This is a genomic window from uncultured Aliivibrio sp., from assembly GCF_946479765.1.
Classification (GTDB): domain Bacteria; phylum Pseudomonadota; class Gammaproteobacteria; order Enterobacterales; family Vibrionaceae; genus Aliivibrio.
In genome coordinates this window covers 1-17174 of the sequence record NZ_CAMLHO010000056.1, presented here as the reverse complement: position 1 = coordinate 17174, position 17174 = coordinate 1, and the positions used below count along the sequence as shown (strand labels likewise).

The 17174-nt window shown below is 36.2% G+C and carries 16 protein-coding genes; 1 reads left to right on the top strand and 15 read right to left on the bottom strand.

The features are described from left to right. Positions 1-494: 494 nt before the first annotated feature. On the bottom strand, positions 495-1376 hold the full coding sequence (locus Q1K78_RS15130) for an Rpn family recombination-promoting nuclease/putative transposase (RefSeq protein WP_300180654.1): 882 nt from the start codon (positions 1374-1376) through the stop codon (positions 495-497). A 598-nt stretch (positions 1377-1974) separates the two neighbouring features. Between Q1K78_RS15130 and Q1K78_RS15125 the strand changes: the two genes are divergently transcribed. Then, entirely contained in the window at positions 1975-3642 is a 1668-nt protein-coding gene (locus tag Q1K78_RS15125) for an SWIM zinc finger family protein (protein WP_300180651.1), read from the top strand. Positions 3643-3961: 319 nt separating this feature from the next. Here the strand turns inward: Q1K78_RS15125 and Q1K78_RS15120 are convergent, their stop codons facing one another. The 14 genes from Q1K78_RS15120 to rfbA all read right to left on the bottom strand — a co-directional run bounded on the left by Q1K78_RS15120 (position 3962) and on the right by rfbA (position 17024). Then, positions 3962-5896 (bottom strand): nucleoside-diphosphate sugar epimerase/dehydratase, encoded by a 1935-nt coding sequence (locus Q1K78_RS15120; protein ID WP_300180648.1) that lies wholly within the window; start codon positions 5894-5896, stop codon positions 3962-3964. Between the two features lie 125 nt (positions 5897-6021). Continuing rightward, the gene (locus Q1K78_RS15115) at positions 6022-6570 is read right to left on the bottom strand and encodes a sugar transferase (protein WP_300180657.1); all 549 of its coding nucleotides are present in this window, start codon (positions 6568-6570) and stop codon (positions 6022-6024) included. 11 nt (positions 6571-6581) lie between these two features. Further along, complete coding sequence (locus Q1K78_RS15110; protein WP_300180645.1) at positions 6582-7538, bottom strand: SDR family oxidoreductase; 957 nt, start codon at positions 7536-7538, stop codon at positions 6582-6584. A gap of 5 nt (positions 7539-7543) precedes the next feature. Next, complete coding sequence (locus Q1K78_RS15105) at positions 7544-8356, bottom strand: glycosyltransferase (RefSeq protein ID WP_300180642.1); 813 nt, start codon at positions 8354-8356, stop codon at positions 7544-7546. Then, complete coding sequence (locus Q1K78_RS15100) at positions 8353-9588, bottom strand: hypothetical protein (protein ID WP_300180639.1); 1236 nt, start codon at positions 9586-9588, stop codon at positions 8353-8355. Before Q1K78_RS15100 ends, Q1K78_RS15105 begins: the two co-directional genes overlap by 4 nt. Next, positions 9585-10484: a glycosyltransferase gene (locus Q1K78_RS15095; protein WP_300180636.1), complete on the bottom strand. Its 900-nt coding sequence runs from the start codon at positions 10482-10484 to the stop codon at positions 9585-9587. The genes Q1K78_RS15100 and Q1K78_RS15095 overlap by 4 nt, the downstream gene beginning before the upstream one ends. Before the next feature lie 17 nt (positions 10485-10501). Continuing rightward, a complete protein-coding gene (locus tag Q1K78_RS15090) occupies positions 10502-11482 on the bottom strand; it encodes a hypothetical protein (protein WP_300180633.1) in 981 nt (326 codons plus the stop codon). Then, positions 11475-12410 (bottom strand): NAD(P)-dependent oxidoreductase, encoded by a 936-nt coding sequence (locus tag Q1K78_RS15085; protein WP_300180630.1) that lies wholly within the window; start codon positions 12408-12410, stop codon positions 11475-11477. The genes Q1K78_RS15090 and Q1K78_RS15085 overlap by 8 nt, the downstream gene beginning before the upstream one ends. Further along, on the bottom strand, positions 12407-12871 hold the full coding sequence (locus tag Q1K78_RS15080; protein WP_300180627.1) for a dTDP-4-dehydrorhamnose 3,5-epimerase family protein: 465 nt from the start codon (positions 12869-12871) through the stop codon (positions 12407-12409). Before Q1K78_RS15080 ends, Q1K78_RS15085 begins: the two co-directional genes overlap by 4 nt. Continuing rightward, the gene (gene rfbG / locus Q1K78_RS15075; RefSeq protein ID WP_300180624.1) at positions 12871-14007 is read right to left on the bottom strand and encodes a CDP-glucose 4,6-dehydratase; all 1137 of its coding nucleotides are present in this window, start codon (positions 14005-14007) and stop codon (positions 12871-12873) included. Before rfbG ends, Q1K78_RS15080 begins: the two co-directional genes overlap by 1 nt. Further along, positions 13976-14746, bottom strand: coding sequence for a glucose-1-phosphate cytidylyltransferase (gene rfbF / locus Q1K78_RS15070; RefSeq protein ID WP_300180621.1), 771 nt, complete (start codon positions 14744-14746; stop codon positions 13976-13978). The genes rfbG and rfbF overlap by 32 nt, the downstream gene beginning before the upstream one ends. 65 nt (positions 14747-14811) lie before the next feature. After that, complete coding sequence (locus tag Q1K78_RS15065) at positions 14812-15570, bottom strand: NAD-dependent epimerase/dehydratase family protein (RefSeq protein ID WP_300180618.1); 759 nt, start codon at positions 15568-15570, stop codon at positions 14812-14814. After that, a complete protein-coding gene (gene rfbC / locus Q1K78_RS15060; RefSeq protein WP_300180615.1) occupies positions 15563-16138 on the bottom strand; it encodes a dTDP-4-dehydrorhamnose 3,5-epimerase in 576 nt (191 codons plus the stop codon). The genes Q1K78_RS15065 and rfbC overlap by 8 nt, the downstream gene beginning before the upstream one ends. Continuing rightward, positions 16119-17024 (bottom strand): glucose-1-phosphate thymidylyltransferase RfbA, encoded by a 906-nt coding sequence (gene rfbA / locus Q1K78_RS15055; RefSeq protein ID WP_300180612.1) that lies wholly within the window; start codon positions 17022-17024, stop codon positions 16119-16121. Before rfbA ends, rfbC begins: the two co-directional genes overlap by 20 nt. Positions 17025-17174 lie beyond the last annotated feature (150 nt).

The following is a 17174-nucleotide window of genomic DNA, read 5'->3' as shown; positions in this document are numbered from 1 at the left end:
TGCAAGATTAGTGCACCAACAATTGTCTCTTGATGAGATGTGATCAAGAGACAGCCCTTACTAAGGGGGAGGCTGGGAGGGGGTCAAGAGCTCACAGCGCATAAATCAAGTTAACTATGAACGCAATTCAACCTTTATCGTAGTAACCCCTCCCTAACCCTCCCCTTATTAAGGGGAGGGAACCGTATTAAGGGGAGGGAACCGTATTATGATCGTTTTATCTACAACGATCTCACTGAAATCTATTGAAGAATAAAATTCGGAGACTATACGCTGCGCTTTCAAAGTTCAAAGACACCCGCTTTTGCTCTTAGCTCCTCCCCCTTACTAAGGGGGAGGCTGGGAGGGGGTCAAGAGCTCACAGCGCATAAATCAAGTTAACTATGAACGCAATTCAATCTTTATCTCAATAACCCCTCCCTAACCCTCCCCTTATTAAGGGGAGGGAACAGTATATTATTCGCTGTAATCACAGCGATCACCTATGAAACCTGCTATCTTAATCTTTGAATCTCTTCAACACTCAACCCCGTGTTTGCAGCTATTGTCTCATTATCTAACAAACTCAACAGATTCTTAGCTATCTCGATTGATTTATTATATTCCCCTTCAACTTTACCTTCTGCCTTGCCTTCAGCTTTACCATCATCAAATGCCGTATCAATAACATTATTTAAATCTCGGTAATATTTAAGGCTATTCTCGTATTCTCTTTGTTTTTCTAACGGCAATTGTGCTAATTCAGCCTCTGCAAAGAAAGATTTAAATACACCTTCAGTCAACGATTCTGGATAATCTTGTAAAGTTTCAAGGTTCTTAAATACATACATCCAACGCTCAAAATGCGTAGTTAGATCAGCTAATGCTTTAGTGAACTTTGGCATTTCAAGGTAGATAAAAGTGAGCTTATCGTAGAACACCTTATTGGTATCTACATCTGACAATTTCACTTTGTAAAAATACTTTTCTTTGTCTTCCTTATCTTCATCAAAGACAAAGTCCAAAATGGCAATCGTATAAATGGCCTTTAATTCAAAGTTCCAATTACCCTTTTGTCCCTGCTCTTGAATAGGAAATGACGAATAAAACACACTGCGATCTTTAAAGAAGTTTTGTTTAGATTTCTGCAACTCAACAATAAACTTTTCACCTTTCTCGTTTTCACAGTAAATATCAAACACTGCTCGACGATCGACAATCTGCTTACCTAATTGCTCATTAGAAATAAAGGTTAAATCTACAATCGTTGATTCCTCTCCTTCTAATAACGTATTTAAGAAATCAATGAGGATGGTTTTGTTTGCCTCAGAGCCAAACAGCTTTTTAAAGCCAAAGTCTGTAAACGGATTGAGGTACTTGTCGGTGAGATACGTCATGCTAAGCCTACTGTAAGAATAAACAGGTAAACATGAGTATATACTGTGGTTAATTAAAGAGCAAAAGCTAGAATTCAGAGGCACTCGCTTTTGCTCTTAGCTCCTCCCCCTTATCGAACTAATCACTTGGCTGAAAATGTTGATATAAGGGAGGTTGGGAGGGGTTGGTTATAAATAACTAGAGACTATACGCTGCGCTGACTAGAAACTAGACCGCTTCGCTGCTATAAGAGCATAAATCAACAACCCCCTCTAACTCCCCCTTCTATTGACTACACGACTCTCACAAGCTCTGTGTTCAAGGGGGAGAACCTTCTTTGACGCTTTACCTACAACGATCTCATTGAAATCTACTGAAGAATAAAATTCGGAGACTATACGCTGCGCTGGTAGAATTCAGAAGGCACTCGCTTTTGATTTTAGCTCCTCCCCCTTACTAAGAACTCACCGCGTATAAATCAAGTTAACTATGCACCCGATTCAACCTTTATCGCAGTAACCCCTCCTTTATCGCTATCATTATGAGATCGGTGTGATGAATAAAAGAGTAAAAAATAAGATACAATCTCACATCATCATGATCATGTCGGTACATCAAATGAATAAAGGAAAAATACGAGAACTCGCTGGCATCAGCACCTTTTCTCGCGGAGAACAACTTGCCAAAAGTGGGCACGTCTACGCCTACCATCAAGAAAAACACACCATCACCGCGCAAGTGCAAGGACACCACCTTTATGATATACGTATCGATAACCTACGCCAATTCACTTGCAGTTGCCCAGCGGCCGAATATCAAACCATTTGCAAACATGCGGTCGCCACATTACTCGTGAATTTGGGTGAACATACCTCACATACCATGCCCGAACCACACGCCCATATCGACCTGCCTAATGAACACCAAATACACACATGGCTTAGCAAACTAAACAAAAAAGCCCTGATCGCCATTATCGAACAAGAATACCAAGAGAACCCCGACCTATGGGAGCAATTACAACAACGCTGCTTTATTGAAACCCAAGAAACCCCACTCACCAAAGCACAAGTCGCCCTATTAATAGAAAACGCTCTGCCTTATGACGCAGCTTGGGATTACGACGAAACAAAAGATTACTTTAACACCTTATCCAAACAAATAGAGATACTAGAAACCGCCCTCAATACTCTCCCAGCAAACCAGAGAGCCGAACTCGCTTGGCAAGCAATACAACGCCTCAATACTGTTTGTATGGAATACGTTGACTCTAGCCATGGTGATTACTGCCCCGCACTTCATGTTTTTCAAACCGCGTTCGTCACTGGCCTAACGCAAAGTGATGACATCATGCATAACAAACTCGTCTTAATTATCGAGGTGATTCATCACGACCTTGATCTCAATTATGACTTTCTTGACCAACTCACTACACATTACCCAGCGATCATTTCAGCTCTACAAAGTGCAATCATCAGCCCCTCTGGAGAGCTCGCTATCACTCCGTTAATTCAAAAAAATCTGTGTGATCATTTTCGCTACCAAGCAGAAAAACATGCAAAGTGGGAAGAAGCCATAGAGTGGCAACTGAGAACCCAGCTGGATTGGCACGCTTGGCTCACCATGGGGCGTTATTATACTCACCTCACCCAATATGAGCATGCCGAGCGTTGTTTGCAACAAGCCAGAAAACTCAATAACGACAATGATTCTCGCTGCTCTCAATTTGAATGTGATTTAGCACAAGCGATGGAAGACCACCCTCGTCACTGGGCCATTCGAGTTGAGCTATTCAAACAAAACCCCTTTTATTCCGAAGTGAAGCACTTGGATGAGCTGGCAGCAACCGCCCCCGATGTCGCCCAAGAATATCAAACATTAGTAGTGAGTTACCTTGAGGATAAAATAAAAGAAGATAACACTATCCATCACCTTGCTTTATTGATTGACTGTGCCTTGCGCTATAAAAACACTACGATATTAAATACTTGGGGAATGCACCCTCGCTTAGCACAGCGCACCCGTCCTTTAGTGGCTGATGCGATAGCAAGCATCAATTATCCATTGGCGTGCACACTTTATGAAACGAGCATTACTCATATTATTGAAGAGAGCAACAACGAGGCTTATCTTTACGCCGTGAGCTTATTGGCTCAATATCAAGTTCTACCTGCCACTGATGCGCTACAACATAAAAAACGGTGGGATTGTTTTGTAAAAGCAACTGGGGAATTAATGAAAAGAAAACGCAATTTTATACGTTATTTGAATGAGAGATTTGAGTGAAGGAAAGGACATAACTAGAAACGATACGCTGCGCTAACTAGAAGCAATAAAAGACAGACGCAACAGGTTGCTTGAGGGCGCTTCGCTTAAGACGGACTTCGTCCTAGAGACACTACGCTTGAGGAGATCAAAAGCAAATGTCAGAAGTAGTCGCTTTTGATCTTCGCTCCTCCCCTTTATCGAACTAATCACTTGGCTGAAAATATCGATATAAGGGGAGGTTGGGAGGGGTTGGTAATAACTAGAAACTAGAAACTAGAACGCTTCGCTTCTATAAAATCAAAAGCAAGCGCAGTACTCGCTTTTGATCTTTTAGTCTTTAGCCTCTAGACGCCTGTTCTTCCGCCTTCCAAACTAAATCCCCTATTCCATCAACGGGGTTAAAGCCTGTCGGTGCATCAAGAAGTAATTGACGTATCCCTTCATGATCAAAATCATGACAAGCAGTATCTAGCTTATCTAACAAAGCGTTGTATTCATCCAATGGCAAGAAGTCTTCTTGTGCCGTCATGATACGCTCATGAGCCGTTGAACCAACATTGTCACCAATCAATAACTCTTCATACAGTTTTTCACCTGGGCGCAAACCCGTATAGTGAATCTCGATATCACCATATGGGTTTGATTCATCTTTCACTTCCAAACCCGAAAGGTGAATAAGATTCTTAGCTAAATCAACAATCTTAACCGATTCACCCATATCAAGCACAAACACATCACCGCCCTTGCCCATCGCACCCGCTTGGATAACCAATTGAGCCGCTTCTGGAATGGTCATAAAGTACCGAGTGATATCTTCATGAGTAACGGTAATAGGCTCACGATTTTTAATTTGATGCTTAAATACAGGTACAACAGAGCCTGATGACCCTAATACATTGCCAAAACGTACCATACAAAAACGCGTGCCTGCTGTTGCGTCTTTTGCACGGATCTTATTTTGTTGCTCTGCCAACGCTTGCAGGCCTAGCTCAGCCATACGCTTAGTTGTGCCCATTACATTAGTAGGACGAACCGCTTTATCGGTAGAGATTAAAACAAACGACTCTACTTTGGCTTCAATTGCAGCACGCGCCGTATAGTTAGTACCAAAGACGTTATTACGCACACCTTCAACTACGTTGTACTCAACTAATGGTACATGCTTATAAGCGGCGGCGTGATACACTGTTTGAACCTGAAAACTTTCCATCACTTTAGATAAACGGTTAATACGTTGAACAGAACCAAGCAGAGGAATAATTTGAATACCTAAGCCTTCAGCCTCAACAAGCAAAGAGAGCTCACGGTCAATTTGATACAAACAAAATTCAGACAATTCAAATAGCACCAACGTTTTAGGTTTATTGCGAATGATTTGACGGCATAGTTCAGAGCCAATAGAGCCACCCGCCCCAGTAACCATAACCACTTTATCTTTAATGTTAGCTTCCATTAAGGCTTGCTGTGGTGCAACCGGGTCACGACCTAATAGATCATCAATAGAGACATCTTTAAGCTCATCAATACTCGCGTTGCCTGCAACAATATCTGACATATCAGGAACAGTAAGTATCTCAACAGGTAACAAAGAGATGGTATCTAACACTTCTTTACGACGGCGACGAGAAGCGCTTGGTATTGCTAGTAATATTTGCTTAACACCATGCTTTATTATTACTTTTTCTGCACAAGCAGCGGTATACACATACAAACCCATCATCATGGTGTTTTGCAGTGTTACATCCTCATCAACAAAGCCCACTACTTTATGAGTTTTTGATTGACGTAATGCTAGCGCTAGTTGGCGACCTGCACTGCCCGCACCATAAATTAAGACAGGGTTACCTGAATTGTTGGACGATTGTGCAACTAAGCTACGAACAATAAGACGACTACCACCAACACTAATAGCTAAAAATGCACCATAGATAATAGGTACAGAGCGTGGAATTGCAGCATCAAACCAAAATGCTAAACCTGCCATAGCAACCGCAGATAAGGCAGTACCTAATCCAACCAAAGCAAGTACATGTAAACCTAGATATCTTAATACTGCTCGATATAAGCCTAACTTTGTGAAAATCAGCAAGGTAATAATAAGCGTACTAGCTAAAACATACTGGCTTTCTATTGAAGGTAAAGCCTTAAACTGTCCAATACGAACCCAATAAGCACCAAGAAAAGAGAGAGCAATAAAAAAGAAATCAATAATTAAGCTGATAAGGCGCTTTTTATAGCGAGATAGAGACCAAATGTCGTTTAAATTAAGCATAATAAACCGTTTATATTTTTATAAGAAAAATCAGCAAAATGAATGATACGGATTAGATACAAAAAATCCCAGAAGTTATAGTGAATAGATCACTTTTCTGGGATTTTAAGTTTGTTTCACGCAAATTATTTTACTGCATCACCAGAGCCACTGCCTGTTGCTGTCATGATGATGTACTTAAAGTAATCTTTAATGGTTAAGGTATCAATCATCTGTTTGTCAGTTTTGGCTAACAGTTGTGGTGTAGACATATCGATATTTTGTACTTGAGCTAAACCAGTAACACCGGGAAGAACATCATACACACCTAATACATCACGATCTTTAATTAACTCTTCTTGATTAAACAAGTTTGGGCGTGGGCCAACTAAGCTCATCTCGCCTTTAACCACATTAATTAGTTGCGGTAATTCATCAATTTTGGTTTTACGTAAAAAATTACCGAGCTTAGTAATTGATGCATTATTTGCTAAGTGACTAGCTACTGATTTAGTTTCAACAGACATGGTGCGAAATTTAATAAGGTTAAAAGGCTTTTTATTTTTCCCCACACGTTGCTGGATAAATACAGGAGAGCCAGTGTCAAAATAGCCAATGAGAGTAACAATTAATAATATTGGAAAAGTGATAATTAAGCCAAAGAAGGCCATTAAAAAATCTAAAACTCGAATTATAAAGTTATTCATCATTGGTTCTTTTTATTTATAGTATCAAGAAAAGCATCGGCCGTTTTTTTCATACATTCAGCACTGCTATAGGGCGGATTCCAGTTTAACAGATCGACTGTTTTAGATATATCAACTTGTAATGACCCACATAAACGTTGAGATATTGCCGGTTTACCAGCGAATTTACTCGCTAAATTAAACCATGATGCGGGAATGGGTATCAATCGGTTAGGCACATTCAATGCAACGGCCATATTATTTAATAAACCGGTCGTTGAGACATCTGCATTGTCAGAAACTAAGAAAGTTTGATTAGCCGCTTTGGGATGTTCAATGCAAGTAATTATCAAATCAACTAGATTATCAACAGATACCAAGCTACGCTTATTATTCTTAATTCCACCCAATGGCAGAGGAACACCTTTATTCACCCATTTCATCATAGAAGCAAAGTTGGCCTTGACCCCCGGCCCATAGACCAAAGGCGGACGAATAATGACAACTTCCATTCCTGTTTCATCAGCTATTTTACGCAAACCAACTTCAGCTTCGTATTTACTTAACCCATAAGGGTCTGTAGGAACATAATTATCATCAGGTTTAAAAGGTCGACCGAGTTCCGTTGATTCACCATTTACTTTAATAGTACTGATAAAAATAAAGCGTTTCACACCGGAGCTGGCTGCTTGTTTAGCGAACTCCAATGTACTTATAACATTTTCTTTTTTATAGTCCTCTTGATTTCCATCATTCGTTATATGCACAAGCGCAGCACAGTGAATAGCTACATCAATTCCATCTAAATATGGCTTAAGTATATTTGTTTTTTTAAGGTCAAACGTGCAATATACAGCATTTTTAAACGAGCTATTCTTACTAGTCGCTCTTCCCGCCAAGACAACATTATAATCTTTCAGTTTGTTACAGATATTTGAGCCAACAAATCCAGTATAACCAGTCAAAAAAAAGTTCATATAAATCACCTCTCCAAAAAGAAGTTTCTACACTTTGAGTGATACACTTTTTGGACTAAATTGTTAGGTAAAAGTCGAAACATAAAACGAAGAAAAGGGTAGATACGTCCACTCTTATTCCACTTTGCAGCCATATTAAACACCTTAAATTCATTAACCGCTTTTGAGTAAGAGCGCCTTGAATAAGCCCCATCCATTCGGACAAAAACACAGTTTTGTTCAATATTTGCGCCTTTTGCACCAAGTTTCAAGGACTGAAGCCAAAAGGCTATATCTTCATTCAAAGGATAACTCTCGGGGTAATTACCAAACTTTTCAAAAAAGCCTTTTCTAAAACAAACTGTCACATGAGCAAAAGGAGATGAGCGACTAACAGTTGAAATAATCCCCTCTTGCAACGAAGGGTAAGACCTTTTTTGAACTACGTTTAACTGGTTACCTTCAAATTCTGTAATGGATCCACCAGAAAAGTCAATTCCTGTATTTTCTTCCATGAATTCTATTTGATTAATAAATCTATCTGAAGCTTGTAAATCGTCAGCATCCATTCTAAATAGGTAACTTTCATCTTCTATAGTGGCGATCAATTTATTAAGGCCTTTAGCTAAACCAACATTGTTAGAGCTTTTTAATATTTTATAGATTGGATAATTTGAAATGACCTTTTCTTTTTCAATGCAAATTTCACCATCTATATGCAAATAAAGCCTAACATTAATACCAGTAGGGAGGTCAGATGCAAATACGGAAGCAAACATTTCATTTAAATGTTCATTTGAGTCTTTACAATAAGTACAGATCAAAACTGCAACATTCATGATAACACCTTGTTACAATTATTTTTTTTAGATTTTTCATTATTCATAAAAGTAGCTATAGCCATAAATAATATAATAGAAGCAGGAAATTTAAATGATACTTGATAGTGGTTCATTGCCAATGTAGACATAAAAAATAAGGCTGAAAATTCAGGTGAACTCTTAAATGCCTTTAATGATAATATTATCAAAAGTGACGCTGTCATTAAAGTGAAAATAAAGCCATAACGAAATAGTGAGTTAATCAAGTCTATCTCGCCAGTCCCTATAATAATATTAATGTTTGTTTCCTGCCCTAGCCCAAAAAACAATGAAAAATTATGAAAAACTATCCCATCATACAAATTATATAATGGCTTTATAAAAAGAGCTTCAATGTAAAAACCTAATAACTCAGGAGAAAAGAAAAAAGAAACAAAAAAGGTAACCACAGCAGCAAATAAAAAAGGGGAAAAAATAAATAAAACAGTAGTAGAGAACGTAGGCTTAGTAAAAAACAACATAAAGTTTATTGCAAAGAAATACAACAAAACCATAACGTATGCAGATTTTGAACCGCTAACAAAAACAGAAACAAATAAAATGCATACACAACAAAATAAGCGCATGGATTTATGGCTTTTATATCGCTCATAAACAAAGCAAGCCAATACGGATAAAAAAGCACCATTACCAGAAGCGTCGAACATTGGCCCCCAAGGTTTCGTGTGATAACCAATTAAAGGATAGTTAACATGTGGAGGATTAAAATTATTATTCTGTACAACATTTTTAAAGTATAACGTTATCACCTCTCGAGAAGCGGGCGAGAACTTATAGAGTAAAAATTCAGAGATTGTTGTAATAGCAAAGACTAAAGAAAACAGAACTAAAAATCTACAAAACAACTCTTTCGAAATATCAACTTTACGAACAGAAAAGTACAATAATGCAGGGATAAAAATATAGATGATAAAAATTGCTTGTGATTGCAACCCACCTCGTACCCCTGTCATAAATAAATTAAAGAACAGTAACACTAGACAATAAAGTAGAATGAGATCAAACTTATGGAAGTGCATCTTTTTCGGTTCAAAAAAAGACAATAATATAAAGGTTAATATTGGCAATAACACAACGACATATACAACGTCACCAAGTGCTAACTTAAGATACCTAACAAAAATAGATAAAAGTAAAAAGAAAAAAAGAAAATAAGTAGCATTTTCTTTCATCTTTATTTTCATTCTCATGAAAATCTCCTGATTTTTTTATGTAGAAAAGACCAAAGCGATACAGGAAACAATGATAATAAATATAAACTACAATAGAATAAATTTGTTTTATAGTACTTTTTTAACTCAACTCGAGCATTAGAGGCTTCATTGACTGACATTAAATACCTAGCTTTATAATAAAAGACTCTTGCGTACGCAAGTTGATACTCTTTCGGATACATATGTTCAAGGTCTAGATTATTTTGGAATACATTATCTAAAGTATCTTTTTGCTCGATCCATTCTAGTTCATTTACTGAATGCGATAAATTTGAGTCATGCATTCTATACTTAACTAACTTGCTTTCTAATACCCCTACTTTATACTTTGCACAAATTGACATAAACAAACAATAATCAACAGAGTATTTTTTATTTTGATCAAAACTAAAGTCAAAGTCATTCCTAATCATGACTGACTGCTGATTTATTTCATAACGGACTAGCTGCCTTCTAAAAATGTCACCACCAGCACTAGGAGTATATTTTCCAATACACTTTCCACTACCATTGATAAAATAAACTCCTGTATAAACCATCTTTAAGTCTATATCTTTTTTAAACATCTCTAGCTGCTTTTCAAGTTTATTACTTAACCACAAGTCATCTGTATCCAAAAAACACACATAATCGCCATCACAATACTTTAAACCTACCTCTCGAGCAGCTCCCAGCGGTATATTCTCCGAAGTAGAGATACACTTTATTTTTTCATTGTCGTAAGACTCAACAATTTCTAATGTTTGATCTGTAGAGCAATTATTAATAAATACTAGTTCCCAGTTTTCATATGTTTGTGCAATTACAGAATCAATAGCTTCTTTAACATACTTCTGGCAATTATAACCATTCATTAAAATTGATACTTTCATAATAACTATCCAAAAAATTATTTTACTAAAAAGACATTATCCAGCCATTTTGATACTGAATAATCGTCAAGACTTATCTCTATTTTTTTACTTTCAAAAAAGTGAGGGTCAAATATTAAATCATTTCTATTTATACAATTAACTACATCCTCATTATATAATTTTTCTCGTTTTATATTAAAATTTGTAGTCAGTAACTTTGCCCCCGAACTGAGCACCTCGAAGGTTCTGATACTTAGCCCAGACTGAATCGCAAGTTCAACATCCAACACTGCTATCGACTCGCTATATACTTTACTGATATCTGAAGACTTTGCCTTATAAAAAGTAAAGTATTTAAAATCCGAAACCTTTACTTCTCTAACAAGTAGTCGGTATAGGAAAGAAAGTAGAGGCATGTATAAGTGAAACTTATGCTTTGAGCTATTTTGTTCAAGCTCTTTAGTGAAAAATTTTATCACATCTAAACGGTCACCATGATAAGCGCCAAAAAATGATAAAGCATATTTTTTTTCAGAATAACATGTATTACTTTTATACTCAGGAAGATAAAACAAAGGTAAATAAGGAATACAAAGCTCTTTAGCATCAGAGGAATCAAAAGTGGAGACTCGCTTAAAACATTTGATCACATCACGGTAGTCTGCATGTCGATATGAATCCCATTGATACATATAAAAGTCAGCATTAGGAAGTTCTTTTCTAATCAAAGTTAATAAATTCTTATCAAATAACTCACCACGTATAACTAAAAGCAAATCAAAAGAGTTTTGTTTACAGGCGTTCAGAATTTTTTTCTTATGCTTATTCTCTAAAAAACATTGAAGTTTAGGGCTTATTTTCTTAGATAACCTATAGAAAAAACTATTATTAACCTCGGGAACAAACTTAACATTTGCTCCTTTGTCCTTTAGTGCTTTAACTATTCCCTTATGGTATGAATAAAAATACGGAGATACCAATAATACATCTTTATTTTTATAAAAATTATTAGACAACTTTAGACCTTTGAGTTAACAACTTGAATATACCTTTTGCTTCCGAGCCAAACCTTCCATTAAAATTAACCGGTAGTATGCTTTTAAGCTTTGCATTGCAAACGACTAGTTCATCAACTTCTATCGATTCCTTAAGTAATACAATATCTACTTGTTCTCCAAAAAGTTCATAATACGCACTTACTACATGCTTTGCTAAATCCATTAATGACACTGACAGAGATGTTGACAAGTTAAAACAAGTGTTTAAACAAGATTTAGTTACACACGCTTGATGAATGATATTGACAACATCCCCCATCCAGATAAAGTCCCTCATGGACAGAGGATTACCATTAATCGTTATCCTCTTATGCTCAAAAGCTTCTTTGCAGAAGTCATTAAATATTAGGTACCACTTATTAGTATTGATATCTCTTGGGCATCCATAACTATTACTAAGTCGAAAAATAACATACTTCAACCCTGAGTTAGCCGCGTGCTTTTCGATATATTTTTCGGCAAAATAGTGTGTCAAACCATAATCATTCAATGGTGAAATTGTAGTACTCTCATCAATTAAACCATTATGTACACCATAAACATGAAATGTGCTTAAATAAATTAGTTTTCCAACGCCATTTTTGAGTAAACTACGGCAAAGATTTTCAGTGCCAAGCGAGTTAATAAGTAATGCTTTTTCAGAGTAGCTTTCAGCAAAGTGTTCATTAAAACTTGCAGTATGGATACATATATCGTAGTAACAATCTATTGCGCTTGATAGTGAGTTAATATCTGTGACATCAGCAGAAATAAATTGATAGGATTTATGCTCAATAAATATAGATTCGGTTCGCCCTATTACCGTAACATAGTTACCTGCATCGAGGAAATGGTAAGTAAGCCAGAGACCTAGATTTCCTAACCCCCCTGTAATTAAAATCTTCATGATAATACTCGGTCACATGAAATATCAGAAATACTCCAGTTATAATCGATGCTCTCGATACTACAACTGACACTTTCATCAGGATCATGCTCAATACTGGCAAGGTTAAGTAGTAAGTTAAGCTCTTTATCGACACCTTGAAATGATAACCAAACACCCGCGGGGACAGTTAATCGACAATAATTATCTTTCGATATAGTTATTTCGAAAAAACTTTCATATGTCTTAGAGTCCTCTCTACCATCATATGCAACAAACTTAATGGCACCTATTGGCACCACCAAATTAAGTATCATCTTACTATGTTTTTTCCAGCCTTTAACATCTGCATAATGGACACTAGAAAAATAGGCTTCACCAAAAGAGTAAAAGCTCTCTTCAGAGCACTTCATTGCATGATAAATATCCCCTTTATCATGCAAAATTCGTTTCAGTGGAGTAACAGATACACCTTCAATCATTATTCACACCAAACTAATTGCTTTTCTTTGGCAAAGCATTGGTATTCATTGATTTGATCTGAAGTAAATTTCATCATATCTTTATTACCTCGATAAAACTCATAATACCATTCACTCACAAACTTGATACATTGAGTATAATTAAGGTTGGCTTCCCACTTTAAATTAAATAGTGCTTTATCACAGTTTAGTTTAAGTAAACCCGCCTCATGAAAAGGTATATTATCGGTAACAACATATGCGTCACTTGTATTTTCAAAGTGCCAGAAATCACTCAAATCTGATAATAAATCTTTAACTGTATGGTTTTGTTCTGATCTAGGACCAAAATTGTATTGCTCTCCATGGTTCTTAGCATCATTTACAAGCCCCTGGCCTAAAGCTAAATATCCACTAAGAGGTTCTAATACATGTTGCCAAGGGCGGGTTGCATCAGGGCAACGAATCTCAACCTGCTCTTTATTACTCCAAGCTCTCATGCAATCGGCAACGATTCTATCTGCAGCCCAATCTCCGCCGCCAATTACATTACCAGCACGTCCAGTCGCTAATTTTACGTTTCCATCTGACGTAGGGAAGAATGACTGTTGATAAGCATGAAAAATAATTTCAGCGGCACCTTTTGAACCACTATAAATATCACGGCCACCTACATGGTCAGTTTCTTTATAACCCCATACCCACTCAACATTTTCATAGCACTTATCGCTGGTAATAATAACTGCGTTACACTTACTCTCTAACTTACGAAGTACTTCAAGAATGTTTGCCGTTCCCATCACATTTGAAGAGATTGTCTCTAGTGGATCACTATATGACAAAGAAACAATTGGCTGCGCTGCTAAATGGAACAAAAAGTCAGGAGAAAAGTCCGTAATTATTTTATCAATTGTAGATAAGTCTCTTACATCAGCAATATTATGTTCTATTTTATTTTCTAACTTTAATTCTTCAAACATTGATGGTTTAGTCGGAATATCTTTAGATATTCCACAAACATCAGCACCAAGATCCAGTAGCCACGTTGTAAGCCACGTACCTTTAAAACCAGTATGACCCGTTATTAATACTTTTTTATTTTTATAAACATTACCAAACATAATATTACCAACTCTTCCATTTTGCTTTATTGTCATCAAACATATCATTTAATTTTTGTTTATCGTTTAATGAATCCATACACTTCCAAAAACCATCATGCTTATACGACATTAATTCTCCATCTAGCGCAAGATTTTGAAGTGGAGCTTGCTCAAACACAGTTGAGTCCCCTTCCTTGATATAATCAAAAACAGAAGGCTCACAAACAAAGAAACCACCATTTATCCACGATCCATCACCCTTAGGCTTTTCTAGAAAATTAACTACTTTATCATTTTCTATTTCCAATGCCCCAAATCGCCCTTCAGGCTGAACGGAAGTCATAGTAATTGTTTTTCCATGTTTTTTATGAAAATCAACTAGTTTAGTTAGATCTACATCTGAAACACCATCGCCGTACGTCAGCAAGAAAGGTTCATCACCGACAATTTCCTGTGCTCTCTTTACACGTCCACCCGTCATTGTATGTAAACCGGTATCCAATAAGGTAACAGTCCAAGGCTCTGATGTGTTTTTGTGAATTTTCATTTCATTAGTAGAAAGGTCAATTGTTACATCACTTTGATGCAAGAAATAATTAGCAAAATACTCTTTTATATAATATCCCTTATAGCCAAGTAATATAACAAAATCATTGTACCCATGCTGAGAATACATTTTCATAATATGCCAAAGAATTGGTTTTCCACCAATTTCTACCATTGGCTTAGGGCGAACATCCGTTTCTTCACTTAAACGAGTGCCAAAACCACCAGCTAACAACAATACTTTCATTACGTTACAACCTTTCATAAATAAACATTAATAAAACAATAAACTCACACGTTAACTTATTACTATTACTTCTTATCATTGTATTCTTTATGATAAGACATATAAGTTATCGCTAATTTAGATTTAAATTCATCTTTAGCAGAAAATGAAATAAATTCATTACTCTCTTTAAACTCATTAATATAGTCAACGACTTCACCCAGTGTTATATGGTAGTTCTTTGAGGGAACGCAGTATATATGAGTATCAATTGATTGGTTAAAGATAATATCAACAAATTGCTTTACTACATCTTGAACATAGCAATAAGTCATCTTTATACTTCGATCATACACATTAATTTCTAAGCCATTCACTGAATTAAACATCCAAGTAGATATGACAGAGTTATAATTAGGCTTACAGCCTTCTCCGAATACATGTGGTAATCTATAAATCTGGCACTTCACATTATATTCACTTGAATATCTTTCAATTAACAATTCTGCTGAGCGCTTAGTTTTACCATATATATGGGTAGGGTTTTCTGCATGAATCGTAGATGTAAATATTATAGGCGTACATTTTTTATTTTTAGTTAATATGTCTACAATATCCTCAGTCAAACCTAAATTACTTGAAGTAAATTGTTCATTACTACTACTTGGTCTGACTTCCCCAGCCAAATGGATAATATAATCTGCAGCCAATACTCGGGGCTCTAACTCAAGGTAAGTGTCACCTCGTTTAAATTCTGAGATCTGAATATCATCACTTTTATTTAATAAAGCAATTATATTTAATCCAATAAACCCCTGACTTCCAGTAATAAGTACATTAATCATAATAACTCACTCCATACTCAAACAGATCTTTATTCATTCTTAAGCTAGGCTGCCCTAAATCCTTAGAAGATAACTGTAAAAGATCGACTGGTAAGCTCCAATCTATTTTTAGATCAACATCGTCAAAACTAATTCCTCTGTCACAACTAGGGTTGTAATAATTATCTACCTTATAAGCAAATATTACAGACTCTGAAAGTACAACAAACCCATGAGCAAAACCACGAGGAATAAATAACTGTTTATGATTATCAGAAGAAAGCTCAACTGCTACATGCTTACCGAAAGTAGGGGAACCTACCCTTATATCAACAGCGACATCAAGAACACTACCTTTTATTACCCTTACAAGTTTCGATTGCGCCGCTGGAGCTAATTGATAATGTAACCCTCTTAATACCCCTTTGGTACTTTTAGATTCATTATCTTGTACAAAACTCAGCTTAAAACCCAAGTACTCTTCAAGCTTATCCTGACGAAAAGTTTCAATAAAATATCCTCTATCATCACCATGAACTAAAGGCTCACAAATAATGACATCAGGTATACTAGTCTTTATAAATTTCATGATAAATTTGACCTTCACTAGCTCGACGGATTAAATATTGTCCATATTGGTTTTTTTGTAAAGGTTTTGCTAATGCCAATAATTGATCTTTATTTATATAACCCATTTCATAAGCAATCTCTTCGATACAGGCAACCTTTAAGCTTTGTCTATTTTCTATTGTTTGAATAAATTGTCCTGCTTCTATTAAGCTTTCATGTGTTCCAGTATCTAACCAAGCATATCCTCGGCCCATTATTTCAACTTTAAGATTACTATCATCTAAATAAAGCTGATTTAAGCTAGTAATTTCTAACTCTCCCCTATCACTTGGCGTGACATTACTAGCTAATTTAACAACTGAGTTGGGGTAAAAATACAAACCAATAACGGCATAATTAGATTTTGCTATAACGGGCTTTTCTTCGATACTTTTAACGTTTCCTGCATTATCAAATTCAACAACACCATAACGCTCTGGATCTTTAACATAATAACCAAAAACAGTTGCTTTCTGTTCATTTTTCGCAGTATTGACCGCTTTATTTAATAATTTAGTCAGTCCATGCCCATGAAATATATTATCTCCAAGCACCAAACAGACATCATCATCACCAATAAAATCAGCACCAAGAGTAAAAGCTTGTGCAAGACCATCCGGCGAAGGCTGCACTATATATTCAAAATTCATTCCTAAGTCTTTGCCGTCCCCAAGCAAAGCTTGAAAGTTAGGTAAATCACTAGCTGTAGAAATAATCAAAATATCTTTAATACCCGCAAGCATTAAAACTGATAATGGGTAGTAAACCATTGGTTTATCATAGATTGGAACAAGCTGTTTACTTACCCCTTTTGTTATGGGATACAGCCTTGTACCACTTCCACCAGCTAAAATTATTCCTTTCATACCCTATTACCTTTATTATATTTTTCAGTTAATGCAAAGATTCGTTCAAGCCAATTATCTACATGATATCTCGTGACATCAATTTGATTATCATTCAGGGTCCACGCATGAGTTGCTAAAATGTTAAATGCAGCTAAGTGCCAAATAATA

Bases quoted from the DNA above. Each gene is read 5' to 3' on its own strand.
- Q1K78_RS15105 (WP_300180642.1), bottom strand. From the start codon at position 8,356: ATGAATGTTGCAGTTTTGATCTGTACTTATTGTAAAGACTCAAATGAA.
- Q1K78_RS15085 (WP_300180630.1), bottom strand. From the start codon at position 12,410: ATGAAGATTTTAATTACAGGGGGGTTAGGAAATCTAGGTCTCTGGCTT.
- Q1K78_RS15095 (WP_300180636.1), bottom strand. From the start codon at position 10,484: ATGAAAGTATCAATTTTAATGAATGGTTATAATTGCCAGAAGTATGTT.
- rfbG (WP_300180624.1), bottom strand. From the start codon at position 14,007: ATGACAATAAAGCAAAATGGAAGAGTTGGTAATATTATGTTTGGTAAT.
- rfbC (WP_300180615.1), bottom strand. From the start codon at position 16,138: ATGAAATTTATAAAGACTAGTATACCTGATGTCATTATTTGTGAGCCT.
- Q1K78_RS15130 (WP_300180654.1), bottom strand. From the start codon at position 1,376: ATGACGTATCTCACCGACAAGTACCTCAATCCGTTTACAGACTTTGGC.
- Q1K78_RS15110 (WP_300180645.1), bottom strand. From the start codon at position 7,538: ATGAACTTTTTTTTGACTGGTTATACTGGATTTGTTGGCTCAAATATC.
- Q1K78_RS15080 (WP_300180627.1), bottom strand. From the start codon at position 12,871: ATGATTGAAGGTGTATCTGTTACTCCACTGAAACGAATTTTGCATGAT.
- Q1K78_RS15065 (WP_300180618.1), bottom strand. From the start codon at position 15,570: ATGATTAATGTACTTATTACTGGAAGTCAGGGGTTTATTGGATTAAAT.
- rfbA (WP_300180612.1), bottom strand. From the start codon at position 17,024: ATGAAAGGAATAATTTTAGCTGGTGGAAGTGGTACAAGGCTGTATCCC.
- Q1K78_RS15125 (WP_300180651.1), top strand. From the start codon at position 1,975: ATGAATAAAGGAAAAATACGAGAACTCGCTGGCATCAGCACCTTTTCT.
- Q1K78_RS15100 (WP_300180639.1), bottom strand. From the start codon at position 9,588: ATGAGAATGAAAATAAAGATGAAAGAAAATGCTACTTATTTTCTTTTT.
- rfbF (WP_300180621.1), bottom strand. From the start codon at position 14,746: ATGAAAGTATTGTTGTTAGCTGGTGGTTTTGGCACTCGTTTAAGTGAA.
- Q1K78_RS15120 (WP_300180648.1), bottom strand. From the start codon at position 5,896: ATGCTTAATTTAAACGACATTTGGTCTCTATCTCGCTATAAAAAGCGC.